This window comes from Streptomyces griseus subsp. griseus (assembly GCF_000720255.1).
GTDB classification, from domain to species: Bacteria; Actinomycetota; Actinomycetes; order Streptomycetales; family Streptomycetaceae; genus Streptomyces; species Streptomyces griseus_I.
This window is the reverse complement of record NZ_JOJE01000039.1, coordinates 58,633-79,908: the sequence shown is the minus strand read 5'-3', so window position 1 is coordinate 79,908 and position 21,276 is coordinate 58,633. Positions and strand designations below refer to the sequence as shown.

Here is a 21,276-nt window from a genome sequence, read left to right as displayed (position 1 = left end):
GTCGTCCAGCGACCCAACCCCCGGAAGGCAGGCACCCGCCATGGGCAAGCTCGTCCTCACCACCTTCGTCACCCTCGACGGCGTCTACCAGGCCCCCGGCGGCCCCCAGGAGGACACCAGCGGGGGCTTCGACCAGGGCGGCTGGAGCGTCCCGTACGGCGACGAGGACTTCGGCCGCTTCGTCACCGAGGTCTTCGACCGCGTCGGCGCGTTCCTCCTCGGCCGCCGCACCTACGACATCTTCGCCTCCTACTGGCCGAAGATGACCGACCCGGCCGACCCGATCGCCTCGAAGCTGAACGGCCTGCCGAAGTACGTCGCCTCGAGCACCCTCACCGACCCCGGCTGGGCCCACACGACCGTGATCGCCGGTGACCTCGCCAAGGAGGTCACCGCACTCAAGGAGCGCACCGACGGCGAGCTCCAGGTGCACGGCAGCGGCGCCCTCGCCCGCTCACTGCTCGCCCTCGACCTCGTCGACACCGTCCACCTGATGACCTTCCCGGTCGTCCTCGGCGCCGGCCGCCGCCTCTTCACGGAGGGCAGCCTCCCCACCGCCTTCCGCCACACCGCAGGCCGCATCACCGCCGCGGGCGTCTCCATCCAGTCGTACGACCTGGCGGGCCGCCCGGAGTACGGCTCGTACTAAGGGCTTGCAGATCATCAAGGTGTTGCTTCCCGTCCCTTGGCTCGTTGATGTGGTGTGCGCATCCCGGACGTTGCAGGCGGGCGAGGAGCCTCTGGGGCGGGTGCGGCGGCCGGGCGGAGACCGCAAGAGGATCGCAGATCAATCCGGAGCTGCGTCCGGCACTGCTGGCGCTGATCGAACCGGACGAGCGAGGCGATCCGATGTCGTGCTGCATCCGACTCAGTTTGCTGAGGTGCGTACCGTGCGGGCGGGCCAGACCCTCACCGCAACGGAAGGGAAGCTGGCCGCCTTCGCGATCACCAACGCCCACCAAACGACCCGTCCACTCTCGACTCCGGTGAACCTTCCCGGTCACAGCACCGGCTAGCTGCCGACGCCACCAAAGCGACGAGTACGTGGACGAGAAGCGCGCGCCCAGGAGGTCCTGCCGCTCGAGGAGATTTCGCCGCCACCTGAGCCACAAATCCGGGCGTGGGTACGAAGCGTGCAGCCGTGGCCGCCAACATGCGCGAGTTCGTCAGGCGTCGGCGAGAAGGGGGTCATAAGCGGTGTTCCTGCGGCGGCCGGACATGAAGGAAAGGAAGTCGCCCACGAAGGCGCTGCGGCCGTAGGTGCCGTCAGTGGTGGTGAGGTCGCGGTGGAAGGCGGTGCGGAAGAGCGCCCGGTGTTCGTCCGCGTTGATGGTCCCGCTGCCGTCCTTGTCGGTGGCGTCGAAGAGCACCTCGGCGACGCGGATGAGCGCGGGACCGGCGAGGGAGGGTACGGCAGCGGCGTACTCGTCGGCGCTGACACGGCCGTCACCGTCCGTGTCGAGGGCGGCCTGGAGCTCGCGCCACCAGGCGGCGAAGGCGTCGTAGAGCCGGGTCTCCTCGGGTTCGTCCAGGTCAAGGCGGGTGGCCAGTTCGCGTGCCATGGCGGCGAGGTCAGGCCAGTCGAGGTGGCCGTCGCCGGTCTGGTCCAGCACCTGACGGAAGAACTCCTCCGCCGAGCGCCGGCCTTCTCCCGTGGCCGCCGAGGTAGCCGGGACCTGGTCGGGGCCCGTGTCACCGCTCAGTGGTGTGAGGAGGCGGAGCAGGGCCGATGCGCGCTTCATGCGGGCGCGCAGCGCGGTCACGGTCCGGGCGCGGGGGTCGTCGCTGTCGGGCGAGAGGGAGAGGGCCTCGATGATGGTTTCGGCATTGATCCAGCCCTCGGGCAGGAAACGGGTGAGCCCGGCGGCGAGGTAGGCGCCCTGCATGAGGGTCGGGGCGCCGGGCATCTGGGGCAGGCCGGCCTTGCGCCGGTAGGGCTCGGGGAGCGAGGAGACGGTGATCGCACCGAGGAGCGGACCGACGACGGCCCGGCCGGCCGCCCACAGTGTCGGCGCGCCGTCGAGCAGTGCCGGGGCGGGCAGGTGGTCGAAGAGCCGGTAGAGGATGATGCGGGCTGCCTCGGTGTTCTCCAGCTCGTTTTCGACGACCCTGTCGAAGTACCGCCAGAAGTCGTTCAGGTCCTCGGGTAGTTCCCCGGCGTCGCCGTCGAGCGCGGCGAGGAAGGCGCGGTACTCGGCGTACATGCGCTCCATGGTGTCCTGGTCGAGCGGCTGACCGCTCAGTCGGCACATGGTCACGGCGCTCTCGTAGAGGGTGGCGACCACCCAGGCGCGGGTCGCGCGGTCCATGGCGTCGTAGGCGCGGCCGCGGGTGTCGGAGCCGCTCATGCGGGCGTGCAGCCTGTTGAGCCGGGCGGCCTCCCGTTCACGTACCGTTGGGTCGGCGTCGAACATGCGCCGCATGCTGAGGAAGGTGTTGCGCAGCCGACGCCAGGGGTGGGCGACGAAGGTGGAGTTGTCGGCGAGGGCGGCGCCGATCTGCGGGTGGGCGGCCTCCAGCACGGTGGCGCGGATTATGGCCAGCGCCCAGCGCGGGTCGTCGAAGAAGGCACGGAACTGCGATTCCGGGGCGAACAGGGGTGTCTCGTCGGCCGTTCCCGTGGTTCCAGTCGTCATGACGGGTCTCCGTTCGTCTGGGGTGGGACGCCGCCGAAGCGGCGGTCACGGCGCCGGTAGGTGTGCAGGCAGGCGAGGAAGTCAGGGGCCCGGAAGTCCGGCCAGAGCGCCTCAGGGAAGACCCACTCGGCGTAGGCGACCTGCCAGAGCATGAAGTTGGAGATGCGCTGCTCGCCGGAGGTGCGGATGACGAGGTCGACGTCGGGGGTGTCGGGGAACGGCAGGTGGTCCGCGAAGAGCCGCTCGGTCACCTCGTCGGCTTGTGTCCCGTTGCGGATCAGCGACCTGGCGGCCTCGACGATGTCTCGGCGTCCACCGTGGTCGAAGGCGACGGTGAGCGTCATCCCCTGGTTGTCGGCGGTCAGCGTCGCCAGATCGTCGAAGTCCTGGGCCAGCTCCCCGGGAATGCGCGGGTCGGCGGCCCCGAGGAAGCGGCAGCGGATGCCGCGGGCGAGAAGCAGTGGTGCGTGCTTGCGCACAACCCGGCGGACCAGGCGCATCAGGTAGTCGACCTCGGTGCCGGGGCGGTTCCAGTTCTCGGTGGAGAAGGCGTACAGGCTGAGCCACTCGACTCCGGCCGACCGGGCCGCCTCGATGATGTCGATGACGGTGGTCTCCGCAGCCCGATGGCCCGCCGTTCGTGGAAGCGAACGCCGCTGAGCCCAGCGGCCGTTGCCGTCCATCACGCAGGCTACGTGCCGCGGCACCGCACGCGCCGGCCCATCGTCCCGCCGCTGCTCGTTGCCGTACTTTCGCCCACCCGGCCCGTCCCCCGTTGCCGTGCGTGCGCGATGGACGCCGTGATCCGTCACACCCAGCCCCGTCTCGCCCGGAGCGGCACGGTCGGCCCTACCGCGCTCGGTCACGCCCACCCCGTATCGCCCATATGCACGCCCCACCGGAGCGTTCCCTCCTAGGAGTCTGGCGGCACGGAAGGGTCCTGACCGGCCGAACGGGGGGCCGTCACCCTTGGCTCATATGTCCGATTCCCTTCGGCATCGGCAGCTCTCTCCGGTGACCACGATCGACAACCTCATCCGTCTTCGCCTCCGCCTCCCTCCGTCTCCGCCGCCCCCGCCGAGCCATCGTCGCCCCATGGACTGTGAGTGAGCGGAACCAGCCCTCGGCGTACCGCGACCTGGCTGTTGGTGCGGCCGTCCGGGGGGCTCCTGCCGCCGCCGCGTGCCGGATCGCCCCCCGCAGGGCATGCACCCCCGCCGGGGCGCTGTCGGTGTCCGGGGCCGGGGACGGCCACCCGCGCCCCACGCTCTCGCGGCAGGGCGGCAGGGCGGCAGGGCGGCAGGGCGGCAGGGCGGCCGTGGCGGCCCGATGCCGCCGTTGCCGCCGCCGGTGACGATCGCGCCGGCGCCGTGGAAGTCGCTATGGGGCCGGGCTCACCGTGCAGTCGATCGTGGGTCGACGTGGATCTTGGGGCCGGGCCCGGCGTTCGCGGGGCGTTCGCCTGCGAGGACTGAGCCGGCCTCGGCGAGGCCGACGGTGGCGGCGACGAGCGGCCTGGGATCGACGGATCCGTCGGCGTAGGCGCGGATGGTGGCGTCGAGGCCGGGGGAGGCGGACAGGACGCCGACCGCGGTGGCGTCCTTGAGGGCGAGGGCGCGGGTGTCGATGCGGCTGGGTCCGCCGGCCAGCCCGATGTAGACGAGGCGTCCGGCCGGTTCGACGAGTTCCAGTGCCCGCGCGGGCAGATGGGCGGCGTTCGAGGCGTCGACGACCGCGTCGAAGGGCAGGTCCGGAACAGAGTCCTCGGTCCATGTGTGTGCGAAGCCCAGCCCGCGGGCGAAGGCGAGGGAGCTTGCGGTCGTGCCCATCAGGTGGACCTCGGCGCCGGCGGCCCGGAGGAACATCGCTGTCAGCAGACCGATCGTCCCCGGACCGAGGACGAGGGCGCGGTCCCCGGGCCGGGGTGCGGCGGCCCGGGCGGCGCGCAGAGCGTTGCCGCCCGGCTCGACGAGCGCGCCGAGCACGGGGTCGACGGAGCCGGGCAGGGCGTGCAACGACGAGGCCGGAACGGCGAGTTGCTCGGCCAGGGCCCCGGCCCGGCCCCCGCGGATACCGACTTCCTGCCGCTCCTCACACACGTGCCGGCGCCCGCGCAGACAGCGGCGGCAGGCGCCGCAGCCGAGCATGGTGTCGCCCATGACACGACGGCCGAGCCAGCCCGGGGCGACGCCGTCGCCGACCGCCGCGACACGCCCGGCCCACTCGTGGCCCGGCCGCATCGGGTAGGAGGAGTGTCCCTGGTGCAGGTAGGCCATCTCGCCGGTGAAGAACTCCATGTCGGTGCCGCACACGCCGACCCGCTCGACGTCGACGACGACCTCGCCCGGGCCGGCCACCGGCGCCGGGAGGTCCTGGACCTCGTACTGGCCGGGGGCGGTCAGGACGAAGGCGCGCATGAGGCGACGGCTCACCGGGGTCCGAGTACGAGCTGACGCTGGCTGCCGAGGTGCTTGATACCCAGCTCCATCACGTCACCCGCCTGGAGATACGTCGGCGGGGTGAGACCCATGCCGACCCCGGGCGGGGTACCGGTGTTGATCAGGTCGCCGGGTTCCAGGACGAGGAACTGGCTGAGGTAGTGCACGATGAAGTACGGGTCGAAGATCATCGTCTTGGTGCTGCCGGTCTGCCGGCGCACGCCGTTGACGTCCAGCCACATGCCGAGGTCGAGCACGTCGTCGATCTCGTCGCTGGTGGCGAGCCACGGGCCGGCGGGGTTGAAGGTCTCCGCGGACTTGCCCTTGGCCCACTGCCCGCCGCGTTCCAGCTGGAAGGCGCGCTCGCTGACGTCGTTCACGACGACGTATCCGGCGATGGCGTCACGTGCCTCCGCCACCGAGTCCAGGTAGCTGGTGCGGCGGCCGATCACGATGCCGAGTTCCACCTCCCAGTCCGTCTTGGTGGACCCGCGGGGAATGCGCACGTCGTCGTTCGGGCCGATCAGGGTGTTGGGCGACTTGGTGAACAGGATCGGCTCGTCGGGGACGGGCATGCCGCTCTCCGCCGCGTGGTCGCGGTAGTTGAGGCCGATGCACAGGATCTGGTGCGGGCGCGCGACCGGAGCGCCGACGCGTTCTCCGGCGAAACGGGACACCTGGCCCGCCTCCGCGCGCTCGGCGACGACGGGGCGGACGCGGTCGATGCCGCCCGACCCGAAGAACGCCTCGTCGAAGTCGGTGACGACGTCGGAGAGGTCGACATAGGTCTCGTCGTCGACACGGGCGACGGGCTTCTCGGCGCCGGGGGCGCCAATACGCATGAGGAACACGGGGCTGTCTCCAGGGTGGGTCGATGGGGTGGGTCGATGGGGTGCGTCGATGGGGAGTGGCGATGGGGAGTGGCGGTAAGTCAGGAGTGGGGTTCGCCGAGCGGACCGAGCAGGGCGCGGATCTCGTCGAGCGCGTCCACCAGGGTGGTCAGCGGCATCCGGTAGGCGAGCGCGCTGATGCTCACCGCCCCGGACGGGGTCGTGGGCGAGGTGAGGTACACGGGCAGGGCGAGGCAGTTGACGCCGATCTCGTTCTCCTGGTCGTCACATGAGTAGCCCTGTTCGACCGTGGCCCTGAGCCCATGGTGCAGATCGGTGGCCGTACACAGCGTCCGGGGTGTCAGGCGCTCCAGGTCAGCGCCGTCCATCCACGCCTTGACCTCGTCGAGGGTGCCCAGGTGCCGGGCGAGGAGCAGCTTGCCGACGGCGGTCGAGTGGGCGAGGTTGCGGCCGCCGATCGTCGACGTCAGCTTGACGGCACCGGAGGGCGGGTCGACCTTGGCGCGGTAGACGACCTCCCGGCCGTCGAGCACGGCGTAGTGAGCCGTCTCGCCGAACCGGTGCGCGAGCGCCTCGAGGACCGGACGGACGCGGACATGATCGGGACGGGCCTCGTGGTGGGCGAACGCCATCCGCAGGAACTCGTCCCCGAGCACATAACGGCCACGGTCGTCCTGGTCGGCCAGTCCGGCGCGGCGCAGTGCGCCGAGCGCCCGGTGCACGGTCGGCTTGGGACTGCCGATCACCCGGGTCACCTCGTCCAGTCCCACACCGTCGGGATACCGCGCGAGTTCCCTCAGGACGGCGAGCACCCGGTCCGAGCCGACGAGACGGCCGCCGTCGGGGCCTGTCGCGCTGTCCTCGCCGGGGTCTGTCGATTCGTCGGATGTCTGCGTATGCTTCATGGCGTTCCAGACTCTAGATTGCCGTACCGATTACTGGAAGGGGCTCCAGGGTGAGGCTCCGCAGCGCGCAGTGGTACGAGGGGCAGGGCCGCAACGCCTACATCCACCGGGCATGGATGCGACGGGGCGTTCCGGGTGACGCCTTCACCGGCCGGCCGCAGATCGCCATCGCCAACACCGCCTCGGACCTGACCCCCTGCAACGCGCACCTGGACGAGGTCGCCGCCTCGGTGCGCAACGGCGTGTACGAAGCGGGCGGGATCCCGCTGGACCTGCCGGTGGTGTCACTCGGCGAGACGAACGTGCGGCCCACCGCGATGCTGTGGCGCAACATGGCCGCGATGGCCACGGAGGAGATGCTGCGGGCCAACCCCATCGACGGCGTGGTGCTGCTCGGCGGCTGCGACAAGACGATCCCGTCGCTGCTGATGGCCGCCGCCTCGGTGGATCTGCCCGCGGTCGTGGTCCCCGGCGGTCCGATGCTCAACGGGACCTTCCGCGGCAGCCTGCTGGGCTGCGGCACCGGTGTGTGGCAGCTGTCGGAGGAGGTCCGGGCCGGCACGCTCTCCCAGGAGGAGTTCGCCCGGTCGGAGTCGTCGATGATCCGCAGTCGCGGGCACTGCAACACCATGGGCACGGCGTCGACGATGGCCCTGGTGGCGGAGGCGCTGGGCACGGTGCTCCCCGGTACGGCCGGAACCCCCGCCCCCGACAGCCGGCTGCTGGAGGCCGCGCACCACACCGGGCGGCTGGCGGTGGACATGGTGGGCGCGGAGCGGCGGCCGGGCACGTTCCTGACCAAGGCGTCCTTCCACAACGCGATCGTTGCCCTGGCCGCGATCGGCGGCTCGACGAACGCGGTCGTCCATCTCCTGGCGATCGCGGGCCGGCTGGGCATCGAGTTGTCGCTGGACGACTTCGACCGCATCGGCTCGCGCGTACCGGTCCTGGTCGACCTGCAGCCGGCGGGACGCTTCCTGATGGAGGACTTCCACCGCGCCGGCGGGCTCCTCGCCGTACTGCGCGAAGTGCGCGATCTGCTCGACCCCGACGCGCTGACCGTCACCGGCACACCGCTGGTCGCATACCTCGAAGACGCGCCGATCTGGGACGGCGAGGTCATCAGGACCCGCGCCGAACCGTTGGTCGCCGAGGGCGGCATCGCCGTACTGCGCGGCAATCTCGCGCCCGACGGGGCGCTGATCAAACCGGCCGCGGCCTCCCCGCATCTGCTCATACACCGGGGCCGGGCGGTGGTCTTCGACTCGATCGAGGACTTCCGCGCCCGCATCGACGACCCCGAACTCGACGTCGACGCCGACTCCGTCCTCGTCCTGCGCGGCTGTGGCCCCAGGGGCTACCCGGGGATGCCCGAGGTCTCGAACATGCCGCTGCCGAAGAAGCTGCTCGAACAGGGTGTGCGTGACATGGTCCGTGTCTGCGACGGCCGGATGAGCGGCACCGCGTACGGCACCGTCGTGCTGCATGTAGCCCCGGAGGCGGCGGCCGGCGGCCCCCTCGCCCTGGTGCGGACCGGGGACGTCATCACCCTCGATGTCGAGGCCCGCCGCATCGACGTCGACGTACCCGCCGACGAACTGGCGGCCCGCAAGCCCGATCAGGCCACCGTCGACGGCTTCGCCGCCCCCCGCCGCGGCTGGGAACGCCTCTACGTCGACCACGTCCTGCAAGCCGACACAGGCGCCGACCTGGACTTCCTGGTCGGCTCCAGCGGTTCGACGGTGACCCGTGAGTCGCACTGACACCATGCGCCCGTTCGTCCCCGTGTCGGGTGACCGGGGCCGGAGCGACTGAGAACGCCCGGTCGATGAGTACCGGGGTACCGCCCCGGGTGCCTCGGAAGGAGCGCCGCCAGTACCGAAGTAGGAGGCGGCGGTGGCGTATTCGCTTCCCGGGTGCCGTGGGCGGCCGGATTTCCGCGCCTAGTTTGAGTGCTGGGTCATGCAGCCCGTCGTGGCGACCTCCCCCATGGGACGTGTGGTCGTCGGATTCGGCCACGTGCGAGCGGAGAAGAGCAGAGTGGGCAGACACAGCGGGGGATCTGGACCGCGAAGGCCGATGCACCGCACGCGTCCGCTGATCAGGACCACGGGCGCGTCCATGAACAGGCCGGGGCGGACCGACCGGCGTCGGACGGAGCCCCGGCACAACCCACTCCACGGGATCGCCCGACGCGTGGCCGCGGCGAGCGCTCTGGTACTCCTCGTCAGCGGTGTCATCTCCGTGGTGGTGTGGTTCTGCGTCACGTTCGAGACCGTCGTGACGCCGGTTCTGCTCGCGCTGCTCGGCGCGGCCCTGCTCGGCCCGCTCTACCGCCGACTGATCGCGATGAGGATCAACAAGTCGCTGGCCGCCGGGCTGACCTGTGCCGCCGTCGTCGTGGTCATGGGTGGGGTGGCGTACATCGTGGTGGCCGCCCTCATCGACACGGGTGACCAGATCATCTCCTCTCTGCGCGACGCGGCCGCGTCGCTCGAGGAGAGGTTCGGAGTGGCGGGGGCACCCCTGGACGGTCTCGCCGCGAACGCGAAGGACCTGGTGTCGAAGTTCGGCGGCACCGCCGTCTCGGGCCTCTTGAGCGGCGTGAGCGTGGTCGTCGAGATGGCCACGACGGGCACGCTCGCGATCCTGCTCATGTTCTTCTTCCTGCGTGACTCCGACCGGGCCGTCGCCGCGTTGCACTCGCTCGCCCCCCGGGGCTCCGGTGGAACGCTCGAGGTGATGGCCCGTCGCGCCTTCCGGGCGATCGAGGGCTTCATGCGCGGCACCACGATCGTCGCCTTCATCGATGCCGTCTGCATCACTGTCGGTCTGCTCGTCCTGGACGTACCGGGTGCGGTCGGGCTCGGGGCACTGGTGTTCATCGGTGCGTACATCCCCTACCTCGGCGCGCTCCTGTCCGGCGCGGTCGCGGTCCTGGTCGCCTTCGCCGACGGTGGTCTCGGGAGCGCGCTGTGGGTCCTGGGTGTCGTGTTCGTGGTGCAGCTCCTCGAGGGCAATGTGCTGCAGCCGATGATCCAGAGCCGGACTCTGCAGATGCACCCCGCGGTGATTCTGCTGGCCCTCACGGCCGGTGCCTCGGTCGCGGGTGTCCTCGGAATGCTCCTCTCCGTGCCCATGACGGCGGCGGTGTTCGGAGTCGTGTCGGAGCTGCGGGGCCGGTACGAGGAGGGAGACCGTGGTACGGAAGAGGCCGCGACCCGGGCTCTCGCTGTCTCGCTGCCGCGCAGGCTCAAGGGCACGGTGTCCGAAGCCTGACCCGTCGGCACGAGTGGGGTGCCGGTCAGAAGCGGTCGGCGGGCACCCCACGCGTCGCTTCCGGTCGGGCGGTACGCGATCAGTCGGGGCACACGGCCTGACGCATGTGCCGGACCGTCAGGCCGTAGACGTCTTTGGAAGGACGGGTGGGCTTCCGGTCTCAACCCGGCTTCCGGTCCAAACCCGGCGTCCGGTCTCAACCCGGCTTCCGGCTCTCTGCCACGGCGAACAGCGCGACCGCCAGCACGATCAGCACGACGCTCGCGAAGACGCCGTGACCGTCGAGGAAGTCAAGACGTTGCAGCAGACCCACGTCCCAGTGGGCGAACTCGTGCAACAGGCCCATCACGCCCTGCACGAAGGCGATGAACCCGATTATCTCCAGCACCTGTTTCATGAAGCAGACCCTCGCCCCGCGGACCCCCCACCCGCATCGGCCGCGGGGCGGGATGACGTCCGGCGGAAGTCGCCGTCGTCGCAGGGCCGGCGGGCCGAAAGTCCGCGGCGGCGCGACTTTGGTCGGTCGTCCCGTCCGATGCGGAGCGGAAGGCGCGCCTCCCGCATAGATTTGCCGACCGTGATGGGTGACAGGCCGGCGCACAGCCCTCCGGCGTTCGCGGGGCGGCGATGGCTGTTTCCGTCCGCCGTGGTCCACGAGTTCGACCCCGACGCGGCACGTGGCGGGCGCCCCCGGCGCACCGCGCGCGACTGGATCGTCGACTTCTCCTGCTTCTTCCTGGCCGTCGGTATCGCTCTCGCGGGCGCGGAGACCGTGCACGACGAGCCGGACCTCCCGCGGGCCATGGCCGTCTTCGACCAGGCCCTGGGTGCTCTGGCCTGCGCCGCGGTCTGGCTGCGCCGCCGTTGGCCGGTCGGGCTCGCGGTCGCGATGGTCCCGGTCGGCTTCCTGTCGAACTCGGCGGGCGGCGCCGGTCTGGTCGCCCTCTTCACCCTCGCCGTGCACCGGCCGATGCGGTACGTGGCTTGGGTGGGTGGCGCCTGCTTGGCCCTGCTGCCGCTCTTCTTCCGGTGGCGCCCGGACCCCGACGCGTCGTACCAGGTCGTGGTCGCCCTCACCGGCCTGCTCACCGTCGCCACCATCGGCTGGGGCCTGTTCGCGCGGTCCAAACGGCAGCTCCTGCTGAGCCTGCGGGACCGCACCCGGCGTGCCGAGACGGAGGCGCGGCTGCGCGCCGAACAGGCGCAGCGGCTGGCCCGCGAGGCCATCGCCCGGGAGATGCACGACGTGCTCGCGCACCGGCTGACCCTGCTCAGTGTGCACGCGGGCGCGCTGGAGTTCCGGCCGGACGCACCCCGCGAGGAGGTCGCGCGGGCGGCCGGTGTCATCCGGGAGAGCGCCCACGAGGCCCTTCAGGACCTGCGGGAGATCATCGGCGTACTGCGCGCGAGTGAGTCCGAGGACGCGGGGCGACCCCAGCCGACGCTCGGCGCACTGGACGCGCTGGTCGCCGAGTCGCGTGCGGCGGGGATGAAGGTCGTCCTCGACAGCCGGGTCACCGACCCCGACACCGTCCCGGCCTCCATCGGCCGCACCGCCTATCGCATCGCCCAGGAAACCCTCACCAACGCCCGCAAGCACGCCCCCGGCACGGAGGTGACCGTCGCGGTCACGGGAGCGCCGGGCGAGGGCCTCACCGTGTCGGTGGGCAATCCGGCCCCGGCAGGCGAGGTCCCCTCCGTCCCCGGCTCCGGCCAGGGCCTGATCGGCCTGACGGAACGGGCGACGCTGGCCGGGGGCCGCCTGGAGCACGGGCCGCGCGAGGACGGCGGCTTCACGGTGCGGGCGTGGCTGCCGTGGGGGTGAACGGGAAGGCCTCCTCCGACCCCCGCGACGCACCCGGCAAAAGCGTCAACACGCCTGCCGTGTCCCGTGATTACGTAAGCCCCATGACAGTCATCAGACTCCTCCTCGTCGACGACGACCCCCTGGTGCGGACCGGTCTGTCCTTCATGATGGGCGGCGCCGAGGACGTCGAGATCGTCGGCGAGGCCGCTGACGGCGGCGAGGTCGAGGCCCTCGTCGACCGCACCCGCCCGGACGTCGTCCTGATGGACATCCGGATGCCCTCGGTGGACGGTCTGACTGCCACGCGATTGCTGCGCCGCCGCATGGACGCCCCTCAGGTCGTCGTCCTCACCACCTTCCATGCCGACGAGCAGGTGCTGCGTGCCCTGCGCGCGGGCGCCGCCGGATTCCTCCTCAAGGACACCCCGCCCGCCGAGATCCTCGACGCCGTGCGCCGGGTGGCGGCCGGCGACCCCGTCCTGTCGCCCACCGTCACCCGCCAGTTGATGCGGCACGCGGCCGGCGCGACCGCCGACACCCGCCGGGCCCGCGCGCGTGAGCGGATCGCCGTCCTCAACGACCGCGAACGCGAGGTCGCCGTCGCCGTCGGCCGGGGCCTGTCCAACGCGGAGATCGCCGCCGGGCTCTATATGAGCGTCGCCACCGTCAAGACCCACGTCTCCCGCATCCTGGCCAAGCTCGACCTCAACAACCGGGTGCAGATCGCCCTTTTGGCGTACGACGCGGAACTTCTGGACGACAAAGGGCACTGAGCGCGGCTGCCACGCGTTGGAACGGTGACGGGAGGGGGAGCGTCATGGTGGACGTGGTCGACCTGGGCGAGTTCGGCGCCGGGTTCCGGCAGGACCCGCACGAGGTGTACGCGCTGCTGCGGGAGCGCGGGCCGGTGCACCGGGTGCGGCTGCCCCCGCCCGACGCGCACCACGAGACCTGGCTCGTCGTCGGGCACGAGGAGGCGAGGGCCGCGCTCGCCGACCCCCGGCTGGCCAAGGACGGCAGCCGCATCGGGGTGGTGTTCCTCGACGAGCAGATGATCGGCAAGTACCTGCTGGTCGCCGATCCGCCCCAGCACGCCCGGCTGCGCGCGCTGGTGTCCCGCGCGTTCACCCCGCGGCGGGTGGAGGAGCTGCGGCCCAGGGTGCAGCAGATCACCGACGAACTGCTGGACGCGATGCTGCCACGGGGCCGTGCCGACCTCGTGGAGTCGTTCGCCTATCCGCTGCCGCTCACCGTGATCTGCGAACTGCTCGGCGTTCCCGAGCTGGACCGCACCGAGTTCCGGAAGCTGACGACGGAGGCCGTCGCGCCCACCAGCGCGGACAGCGAGCACGACGCGTTCGTCCGGCTCGCCGCGTACCTCCGGGAGCTGATCGAGGACAAGCGGTGCGCCGGGCCGAGCGGCGACCTGCTGAGCGACCTGATCCGCACCACCGCCGAGGACGGCGACCGGCTCTCCCCGGGAGAGCTGCGCGGCATGGCCTACATCCTGCTGATCGCGGGCTTCGAGACCACGGTCAACCTCATCGCCAACGGTGTCCATTCCCTCCTCACCCATCCCGCCCAACTCGCGGCCCTGCGCGCCGACATGACCCTGATCGACGGCGCGGTCGAGGAGATGCTGCGCTACGAGGGGCCGGTGGAGAACGCGACCTTCCGGTACGCGGCCGAACCCCTGGAGATCGGCGGCACCCCCATCGGGCAGGGCGAGGCGGTGATGGTCGGCCTCGCCGCCGCCGGCCGGGACGCCGCCCGCCACCCGGACCCCGCCCGCTTCGACATCCACCGCGACGCCCGCGCCCACCTCGCCTTCGGCCACGGCATCCACTACTGCCTCGGCGCACCCCTGGCCCGCCTCGAAGCCCGCGCCGCGATCCGCACCCTGCTCGACCGCGCCCCCGACCTGGCCAGCCTCACCCGCCCGCGACCTCCGCCAGGACCGCGCAGCGCAGCCTCACCCGCCCGCGACCTCCGCCAGGCGCACCGGTCTGCGCTCCCGCCGGGATCGGTCGGGGCCTCCGCGGTCCGAGGGGGGCGGCTCGGTCGCTGCGCGGGCCCGAACCGTTTCAGGAAGCCGCACCCCGGCTGGTCGGCGGCGCGGCGAGAAGCCGCGTTCCGAGTCCGGCGGCCTCCTCGCGAGCGCGATGACGCGGTCCGCCTCGGCCTCGCGCAGCTCGGCCTCAACCTCCGCGACCGCCGCCGAGGCCGTGCGCCCTCACCCGCCGTGACCTCACCAGCGCCGCGCGCAGCCTCACCCGCCCGCGACCTCCGCCAGGACCGCGCAGCGCAGCCTCACCCGCCCGCGACCTCCGCCAGGCGCACCGGTCTGCGCTCCCGCCGGGATCTGTCGCAGGCCTCGGCGATCCGCAGCGCCTGCAACGCCTCGCGGCCGTCGCACGGGTTGGCCCGCTCGCCACGGACCACCTCGACGAAGGCGGCCAGCTCGGCCTCGTACGCGGGCCCGAACCGCTCCAGGAAGCCGCTCCACGGCTTGTCGGCGGCGGGTGGTCCGGTGGGTTCCGTGGAGGCGATCGGCGTACGGTCGTCCAGGCCGACGACTATCTGGTCGAGCTCCCCGGCCAGCTCCATGCGGACGTCGTAGCCCGCGCCGTTCAACCGGGTGGCCGTCGCCGTCGCGAGGGTACCGCCGTCCAGGGTGAGGACCGCCGCGGCCGTGTCGACGTCCCCCGCCTCGCGGAACATCGCCGGTCCCGCGTCGGACCCGGCGGCGTACACGTCCACCACCTCGCGCCCGGTCACCCAGCGCAGTACGTCGAAGTCGTGGATCAGCGCGTCCCGGAACAGCCCGCCGGACAGCGGCAGCCACGCGGCCGCCGGCGGCGACTCGTCCGATGTCACCGCCCGGACCGTGTGCAACCGCCCCAGCCGCCCCGACCGCACCGCGTCCCGGGCACCCGTGTAGCCCGTGTCGAAGCGCCGCTGGAACCCCATCTGCAGGATCGTTCCCGCCGTCTCGACCTCCCCGATCGCCTGTAAGGTCCCCGACAGGTCCAGCGCGATGGGCTTCTCGCAGAACACCGGAAGCCCCGAACGCGCCGCCCGGCCGATCAGTTCGGCGTGTGCCTGGGTGGCCGTGGTGATGACCACCGCGTCCACGCCCCACCTGAAGATCTCGTCGATTCCCGGCGCCGCCGTCTCCCCGAGCCGTCCCGCGAGCTCCTGCGCGCGCGCCGGGTCGGCGTCTGTGAGGATCAGGGAACCGACCTCACGGTGACGGCTGAGTGTGCGGGCGTGGATCGTCCCGATGCGACCTGTACCGATGACACCGATGCGCATGAAAACAAAGTGGCCACGGAGCCACGGCGATGTCAATGCGCATGTCCTGACAATCGAACTACACAACTTCCCGTCAACCGGCCACAGAGCTACGCTCGGCCCGTGCCGAAACCAGATGTGGACCCGACCGTGCAGCTCGAACTCCGTGTGGACCGGAGTTCCCCCGTGCCGTTGTACTTCCAGCTGTCACAGCAGCTGGAGGCCGCGATCGAGCACGGCACGCTGACCCCCGGCAGCCTGCTCGGCAACGAGATCGAGCTCGCCGCACGGCTCGGCCTGTCCCGGCCGACCGTCCGCCAGGCCATCCAGTCGCTCGTCGACAAGGGCCTCCTGGTGCGCCGTCGCGGGGTCGGCACCCAGGTCGTCCACAGCCAGGTCAAGCGCCCCCTGGAGCTCAGCAGCCTCTACGACGACCTGGAGGCGGCCGGACAGCGTCCGGCGACCAAGGTCCTCGTCAACACCGTCGTCCCCGCGACCGCCGAGGTCGCCGCCGCTCTCGGCGTGGCCGAGGACAGCGACGTACACCGGGTGGAGCGGCTGCGGCTGGCGCACGGCGAGCCGATGGCGTACCTGTGCAACCACCTCCCCACCGGCCTGTTCGACATGGACACCGCGCAACTGGAGGCCACCGGGCTGTACCGGCTCATGCGGTCCGCCGGCATCACCCTGCACAGCGCCCGCCAGTCCATCGGCGCCCGCGCCGCCACCGCCGCCGAGGCCGAACGACTCGCCGAGCCCGAGGGCGCCCCCCTGCTCACCATGCAGCGCACGACCTTCGACGACACCGGCCGCGCGGTCGAGTTCGGCGACCACACCTACCGCCCGAGCCGCTACTCCTTCGAGTTCCAGCTCCTGGTGCGGCCCTGACGGGGACACCCGCGCCCGCCTCGTTGGTCTCATTGTCCGGACAAGGGTCCGGCAGGCGGAAACCCGCTCGATGATCCGGGACACACGCGGGTAGGCGCCCATGGGGCGCGGGGCTGTGTCATATGCGGCTCCGCCGCGCGGGCGCGACCAGCCACAACGCATCCGCACCCGGCAGAGGAGGCGGCACCCCCGAGGCTCCCCCGCACCGCACCCCACACCCCCGTGAGGCAGAATCAGCCCCGATGAGCACCTACCGCGACCTCAGCGCCCCCATCGGTTCCCGGCGCGCCCCCGCACTCCGCACGGTCGGCACCCGGGAGCGCCGCTCGCTCCTGACCGCGCCCCGCGTGCCCACGGTCGGCATCGACATCGGCGGTACGAAGGTGATGGCGGGCGTCGTCGACGCCGACGGCAACATCCTGGAGAAGGTCCGCACCGAGACCCCGGACAAGTCCAAGAGCCCGAAGGTCGTCGAGGACACCATCGTCGAGCTGGTCCTCGACCTCTCCGACCGGCACGACGTGCACGCCGTCGGCATCGGCGCCGCCGGCTGGGTCGACGCCGACCGCAACCGGGTCCTGTTCGCCCCGCACCTGTCCTGGCGCAACGAGCCGCTGCGCGACCGCATCTCCGATCGCCTCTCCGTCCCCGTCCTCGTCGACAACGACGCCAACACCGCCGCCTGGGCGGAGTGGCGCTTCGGCGCCGGTCGCGGCGAGGACCACCTGGTGATGATCACGCTCGGTACCGGTATCGGCGGCGCGATCCTGGAGGACGGCCAGGTCAAGCGGGGCAAGTACGGCGTGGCGGGCGAGTTCGGCCATATGCAGGTCGTCCCCGGCGGCCACCGCTGCCCGTGCGGCAACCGCGGCTGCTGGGAGCAGTACAGCTCCGGCAACGCACTGGTGCGCGAGGCGCGCGAGCTGGCCGCCGCCGACTCCCCGGTGGCGTACGGGATCATCGAGCACGTCAAAGGCAACATCGGCGACATCACCGGCCCGATGATCACCGAGCTGGCCCGTGAGGGCGACGCCATGTGCGTCGAACTGCTCCAGGACATCGGCCAGTGGCTCGGCGTCGGCATCGCGAACCTGGCAGCCGCCCTCGACCCTTCCTGCTTCGTCATCGGCGGCGGGGTCTCGGCCGCCGACGACCTGCTGATCGGCCCCGCGAGGGACGCCTTCAAGCGCCACCTCACCGGGCGCGGCTACCGCCCCGAGGCCCGTATCGTCCGCGCCCAGCTCGGTCCCGAGGCCGGCATGGTCGGAGCCGCCGACCTCGCCCGGCTGGTCGCCCGGCGCTTCCGGCGCGCCAAGCGGCGCCGGGTGGAGCGCTACGAGCGCTACGAGCGGTACGCGGAGGCCGTCCGCCGTAGCCGGGACACGGCATGACGGCCTCGCTGCCCCACCAGGCCGCGCCCCCGGACGAGCCACCCCGGCCGACCGAGGACCGCCGCCACATGATCCGCCGCAGGGCGATCACTCTTCTGATCATCGTCCTGCTCATCGGCGTGCCGGCGGGCTACCTGGTGATCTCCGCCAACCAGAGCCGTGACAGCGGCAAGGACAAGGAGGCGAAGTACTCGGCGACCGGTCTGACCGCGGGCTGGCCGTCGACCGTGCAGCGCCGCCTCTACCAGGTGCCCGTCCCGCACCTGTCCACCAAGGTCGCCTACTACGAGACGAACAACTGGAAGACCAGCCGTCTCTACGTCCAGTTCCAGACCACCGCCCCCAACCTCGACGTCTTCCTGGAGGCCCTGGACACCGACCGGACCCGGCTGAAGCAGGACGACATCGCCATCAGCCGGCGCGACCAGAAGATCACCGGCTGGAAGTTCGCCGGGCCCGGCCCGTGGTGGGGTCTCGTCCGCACGCGGAAGAACCCGGCGCCCACCCACGACATCGTCGTCAACCTGGCGGACCCGGACCACCCGATGGTCTACGTCGTCTCCCGCACGGTCCCCTGACCTGCCGACCCACGAACCCATCGCCGGGGCCGATTGTCAGACCCCGCCCGTAGAGTCGAAGACGTCTGATCCGACTCGCGGGCGGGAGGTGAACAGGAGCGCATGACCGACACGGCATCGGTGACCGGGAGGGCCGGGGCGTCCGGGGACACGAGGGAGCCCGTCCCCGTGCGTCTGGCGGCCGTCTTCCTTCCCGCACCGCTCCCGCGCGACGGACGGGTCGCCTTCTGGGACCCCGAGGGCGGCGACCTGCCCACCGCACTCATGGAGCTCACCGTCGTACGACGGCACGGCGCGGGCGTGCGGCGCAGGACCACCCCCGCCGTGTCCCTCCCGCTCGCCGAGGCGCTCCCGCTGCTCGTGCGCGCCCGCCACGATCCCGCCGCCCACCCCGCCACCGCCTGCTGGGGCGCGGCCGCGCTGCACGCCCTGCGGCTCGCCGCACGCGGCCGTCTGCTGCCCGGCCTGACCGCCACCGGACACGACGCCTGGCGCGCCGGCCCCCTCGATCCCTTCGACGTCGCCCACCTCCGCGCGGTCGCCGCGGCCCTCCCGGCCGAGGGCCATGCCGTCCCGCTGCCCGGCGCCGGCCCACTGCGCCTGCCCCAGCCGGAGGCGCTCGTCCGTGCCTTCCTGGACGCCGTCGCGGACACCCTGCCCCGTACCCCCGCCGCCCCGCACTCCGCCGGGAAACCCTTCGCCGACCGCCGCCCCCACCGACTGCCCGACGCGCACGAGTGGGCCGCCGAGGTCGCCGCCGGCATGGACACGGGCGTGCGGATCTCACTGCGCCTGGACCTCTCCGCGTACGACCTGTTCGACGAGGCCGGCGCGGTGCGGACCGCGGGCGCGGCGATCGTCCAGGTGCACAGCCTCGCCGACCCCACTCTGGTCGCCGACGCGGCCGCGCTGTGGGCCGGTGAGGCCGACGCCTCCTTCGGCCCCCGCGCGCGCGTGGACGCGGCCCTCGCCGTACGGCGCGCGGCCCGCGTCTGGCCACCGCTCGCCCGGCTCGCCGACCAGGACGCGCCCGACGTCCTGACCCTGTCCGAGGACGAGTTGGGCGACCTGCTCGGCAGGGCGGCCACCCGGCTCGCGGCCGCCGGAGTCGCCGTGCACTGGCCGAGGGACCTGGCGCACGATCTGAGCGCGGCCGCGGTGGTACGACCGGCTCCGGGCTCGGCGACCGACGGCACCGGCTTCTTCGAGGGCGAGGAACTGCTCCAGTTCCGCTGGCAGTTGGCGCTCGGCGGCGACCCGCTCACGGAGTCCGAGATGGACGCCCTCGCGGAGGCCCACCGACCGGTCGTCCGTCTCCGGGACCAGTGGGTCCTGGTCGACCCGGCCCTCGTCCGCAAGGCCCGCAAACGGGAACTCGGCCTGCTCGACCCGGTCGACGCGCTGTCCGTCGCCCTCACCGGCACCGCCGAGGTGGAGGGGGAGACGGTGGAGGCGGTCCCCGTCGGTGCCCTGGCCGCACTGCGCGACCGGCTCACGGCCGGTCCGCGGCCGGCCGACCCGCCGGCCGGCCTCCACGCCACCCTGCGCGACTACCAACTCCGCGGCCTGGCCTGGCTCGATCTCATGACGTCCCTCGGCCTCGGCGGCTGCCTCGCGGACGACATGGGCCTCGGCAAGACGATCACCCTCATCGCCCTGCACCTGAAACGGGCCCGCAGCGAGCCGACCCTGGTGGTCTGCCCGGCCTCCCTGCTCGGTAACTGGCAGCGGGAGATCACCCGCTTCGCGCCCGGCGTCCCTGTCCGCCGCTTCCACGGCCCGGACCGCACCCTGGACGACCTGACCGGCGGTTTCGTCCTCACCACGTACGGCACGATGCGCTCGGCGGCACCGATGCTGGCGGCGCAGCGGTGGGGCATGGTCGTCGCGGACGAGGCCCAGCACGTCAAGAACCCCCACTCGGCCACGGCGAAGGCGCTGCGCACCATCCCGGCGCCCGCCCGCGTGGCCCTGACGGGCACGCCCGTCGAGAACAACCTGTCCGAACTCTGGGCCCTTCTGGACTGGACGACCCCGGGCCTCCTCGGCCCCCTGAAGTCCTTCCGCGCCCGGCACGCGCGCGTGGTGGAGACCGGCGAGGACACGGACGCGGTGGACCGTCTCGCCCGCCTGGTGCGTCCCTTCCTCCTGCGCCGCAAGAAGTCCGACCCGGGCATCGTCCCCGAACTGCCCCCCAAGACCGAGTCGGACCACCCCGTCCCCCTCACCCGTGAACAGGCCGCGCTGTACGAAGCGGTGGTGCGGGAGTCGATGCTGGCCATCGAGACGTCGGAGGGCATCGCCCGCCGGGGCCTGGTCCTCAAGCTGCTCGGCGCGCTGAAACAGATCTGCGACCATCCGGCGCTGTACCTCAAGGAGGAGGCCGCCACCGGCGACAGCCTCGCCGCCCGCTCCGGCAAACTGGCCCTGCTCGACGAGCTGTTGGACACACTGCTGGCCGAGGACGGCTCCGCGCTGGTCTTCACGCAGTACGTCGGGATGGCCCGCCTGATCGCCTCCCACCTGGCCGTACGCGCGATCCCGGTCGACCTGCTGCACGGCGGCACACCCGTCCCCGAGCGCGAACGGATGGTGGACCGCTTCCAGGACGGAACGACCCCGGTCCTGGTGCTGTCCCTCAAGGCCGCCGGCACCGGCCTGAACCTCACCCGCGCGGGACACGTCGTCCACTTCGACCGCTGGTGGAACCCCGCCGTCGAGGAGCAGGCCACCGACCGCGCGTACCGCATCGGCCAGACCCAGCCCGTCCAGGTCCACCGCCTCATCACCGAGGGCACCGTCGAGGACCGCATCGCCGAGATGCTCGAATCCAAGCGCGCCCTGGCCGACGCGATCCTCGGCTCCGGCGAGTCGGCCCTCACGGAACTGACCGACCGCGAACTGTCCGACCTGGTCAGGCTGCGGAGGGAGGCGTGAGCGAGATGACCGACGGGCAGGAAGAGCCGCCGGTGGGTGGGGCGGGCGCCGACGAAAGGGTCGTGGGCGGCGCCGAGAGCACGAGCCCCGCGGATGCGGCACGCCGAGCGCTGAGGGCTGCGCGGGAACGGGCGAAGGGGGAGACGGGAGAGCCTGTCGGCGAGCGCGCGGAGGGTGCCGAGGGTCATGGCTCGGTTCCGAAGGAGCCCGAGGGCCACTCGGATCGGGTTCGATCGCCGGAGCCGGTCCGGCCGCCCTCCGGTGATGTGGCG

Annotated in this window: 16 protein-coding genes and 1 pseudogene; 10 read left to right on the top strand and 7 right to left on the bottom strand. The window is 72.2% G+C overall.

The features are described from left to right. The first annotated feature begins 40 nt into the window (after positions 1-40). Entirely contained in the window at positions 41-649 is a 609-nt protein-coding gene (locus tag IG99_RS35180) for a dihydrofolate reductase family protein (RefSeq protein WP_037681420.1), read from the top strand. Between the two features lie 517 nt (positions 650-1,166). Here IG99_RS35180 and IG99_RS35175 read toward each other — a convergent pair. From IG99_RS35175 to IG99_RS35155, 5 genes are all read right to left on the bottom strand, one after another. Beyond that, entirely contained in the window at positions 1,167-2,636 is a 1,470-nt protein-coding gene (locus tag IG99_RS35175; protein WP_037681419.1) for an oxygenase MpaB family protein, read from the bottom strand. Then, positions 2,633-3,343 carry a polyprenyl diphosphate synthase gene (uppS, locus tag IG99_RS35170; RefSeq protein ID WP_267882584.1) on the bottom strand — a complete coding sequence of 237 codons (711 nt, stop codon included), beginning with the start codon at positions 3,341-3,343 and terminating at the stop codon, positions 2,633-2,635. The genes IG99_RS35175 and uppS overlap by 4 nt, the downstream gene beginning before the upstream one ends. Before the next feature lie 687 nt (positions 3,344-4,030). Then, positions 4,031-5,053 carry a zinc-dependent alcohol dehydrogenase gene (locus IG99_RS35165; protein WP_037681414.1) on the bottom strand — a complete coding sequence of 341 codons (1,023 nt, stop codon included), beginning with the start codon at positions 5,051-5,053 and terminating at the stop codon, positions 4,031-4,033. Positions 5,054-5,064: 11 nt separating this feature from the next. Next, on the bottom strand, positions 5,065-5,925 hold the full coding sequence (locus tag IG99_RS35160) for a fumarylacetoacetate hydrolase family protein (RefSeq protein WP_037681411.1): 861 nt from the start codon (positions 5,923-5,925) through the stop codon (positions 5,065-5,067). Between the two features lie 80 nt (positions 5,926-6,005). After that, positions 6,006-6,830: an IclR family transcriptional regulator gene (locus tag IG99_RS35155; protein WP_037681407.1), complete on the bottom strand. Its 825-nt coding sequence runs from the start codon at positions 6,828-6,830 to the stop codon at positions 6,006-6,008. Between the two features lie 50 nt (positions 6,831-6,880). Between IG99_RS35155 and IG99_RS35150 the strand changes: the two genes are divergently transcribed. Beyond that, a complete protein-coding gene (locus IG99_RS35150; RefSeq protein WP_037681405.1) occupies positions 6,881-8,593 on the top strand; it encodes an IlvD/Edd family dehydratase in 1,713 nt (570 codons plus the stop codon). 358 nt (positions 8,594-8,951) lie between these two features. After that, on the top strand, positions 8,952-10,109 hold the full coding sequence (locus IG99_RS35145) for an AI-2E family transporter (RefSeq protein WP_051866267.1): 1,158 nt from the start codon (positions 8,952-8,954) through the stop codon (positions 10,107-10,109). A 196-nt stretch (positions 10,110-10,305) separates the two neighbouring features. Here IG99_RS35145 and IG99_RS35140 read toward each other — a convergent pair whose 3' ends face one another. Beyond that, positions 10,306-10,506, bottom strand: a complete 201-nt coding sequence (locus IG99_RS35140) for a hypothetical protein (RefSeq protein WP_037681403.1) — start codon at positions 10,504-10,506, stop codon at positions 10,306-10,308. Between the two features lie 183 nt (positions 10,507-10,689). On the opposite strand from IG99_RS35140, the gene IG99_RS35135 reads away from it, so the two are divergent. From IG99_RS35135 to IG99_RS35125, 3 genes and pseudogenes are all read left to right on the top strand, one after another. Next, complete coding sequence (locus IG99_RS35135; RefSeq protein WP_037681400.1) at positions 10,690-11,934, top strand: histidine kinase; 1,245 nt, start codon at positions 10,690-10,692, stop codon at positions 11,932-11,934. An 83-nt stretch (positions 11,935-12,017) separates the two neighbouring features. Then, a complete protein-coding gene (locus IG99_RS35130; RefSeq protein WP_037681398.1) occupies positions 12,018-12,689 on the top strand; it encodes a response regulator transcription factor in 672 nt (223 codons plus the stop codon). Positions 12,690-12,733: 44 nt separating this feature from the next. Next, a pseudogene (locus IG99_RS35125) lies at positions 12,734-13,843 on the top strand (cytochrome P450 family protein); the annotation flags it as partial. Between the two features lie 383 nt (positions 13,844-14,226). On the opposite strand, the gene IG99_RS35120 reads toward IG99_RS35125, so the two are convergent. After that, a complete protein-coding gene (locus IG99_RS35120) occupies positions 14,227-15,231 on the bottom strand; it encodes a Gfo/Idh/MocA family protein (protein ID WP_037681396.1) in 1,005 nt (334 codons plus the stop codon). Positions 15,232-15,360: 129 nt separating this feature from the next. Between IG99_RS35120 and IG99_RS35115 the strand changes: the two genes are divergently transcribed. The 4 genes from IG99_RS35115 to IG99_RS35100 all read left to right on the top strand — a co-directional run bounded on the left by IG99_RS35115 (position 15,361) and on the right by IG99_RS35100 (position 21,004). Further along, positions 15,361-16,098: a GntR family transcriptional regulator gene (locus IG99_RS35115; protein WP_107056100.1), complete on the top strand. Its 738-nt coding sequence runs from the start codon at positions 15,361-15,363 to the stop codon at positions 16,096-16,098. A gap of 242 nt (positions 16,099-16,340) precedes the next feature. After that, positions 16,341-17,489 (top strand): ROK family glucokinase, encoded by a 1,149-nt coding sequence (locus IG99_RS35110; RefSeq protein ID WP_037681392.1) that lies wholly within the window; start codon positions 16,341-16,343, stop codon positions 17,487-17,489. Continuing rightward, a complete protein-coding gene (locus IG99_RS35105; protein WP_037681389.1) occupies positions 17,486-18,067 on the top strand; it encodes a hypothetical protein in 582 nt (193 codons plus the stop codon). Before IG99_RS35110 ends, IG99_RS35105 begins: the two co-directional genes overlap by 4 nt. Before the next feature lie 102 nt (positions 18,068-18,169). After that, positions 18,170-21,004, top strand: coding sequence for a DEAD/DEAH box helicase (locus IG99_RS35100; protein ID WP_037681387.1), 2,835 nt, complete (start codon positions 18,170-18,172; stop codon positions 21,002-21,004). Positions 21,005-21,276 lie beyond the last annotated feature (272 nt).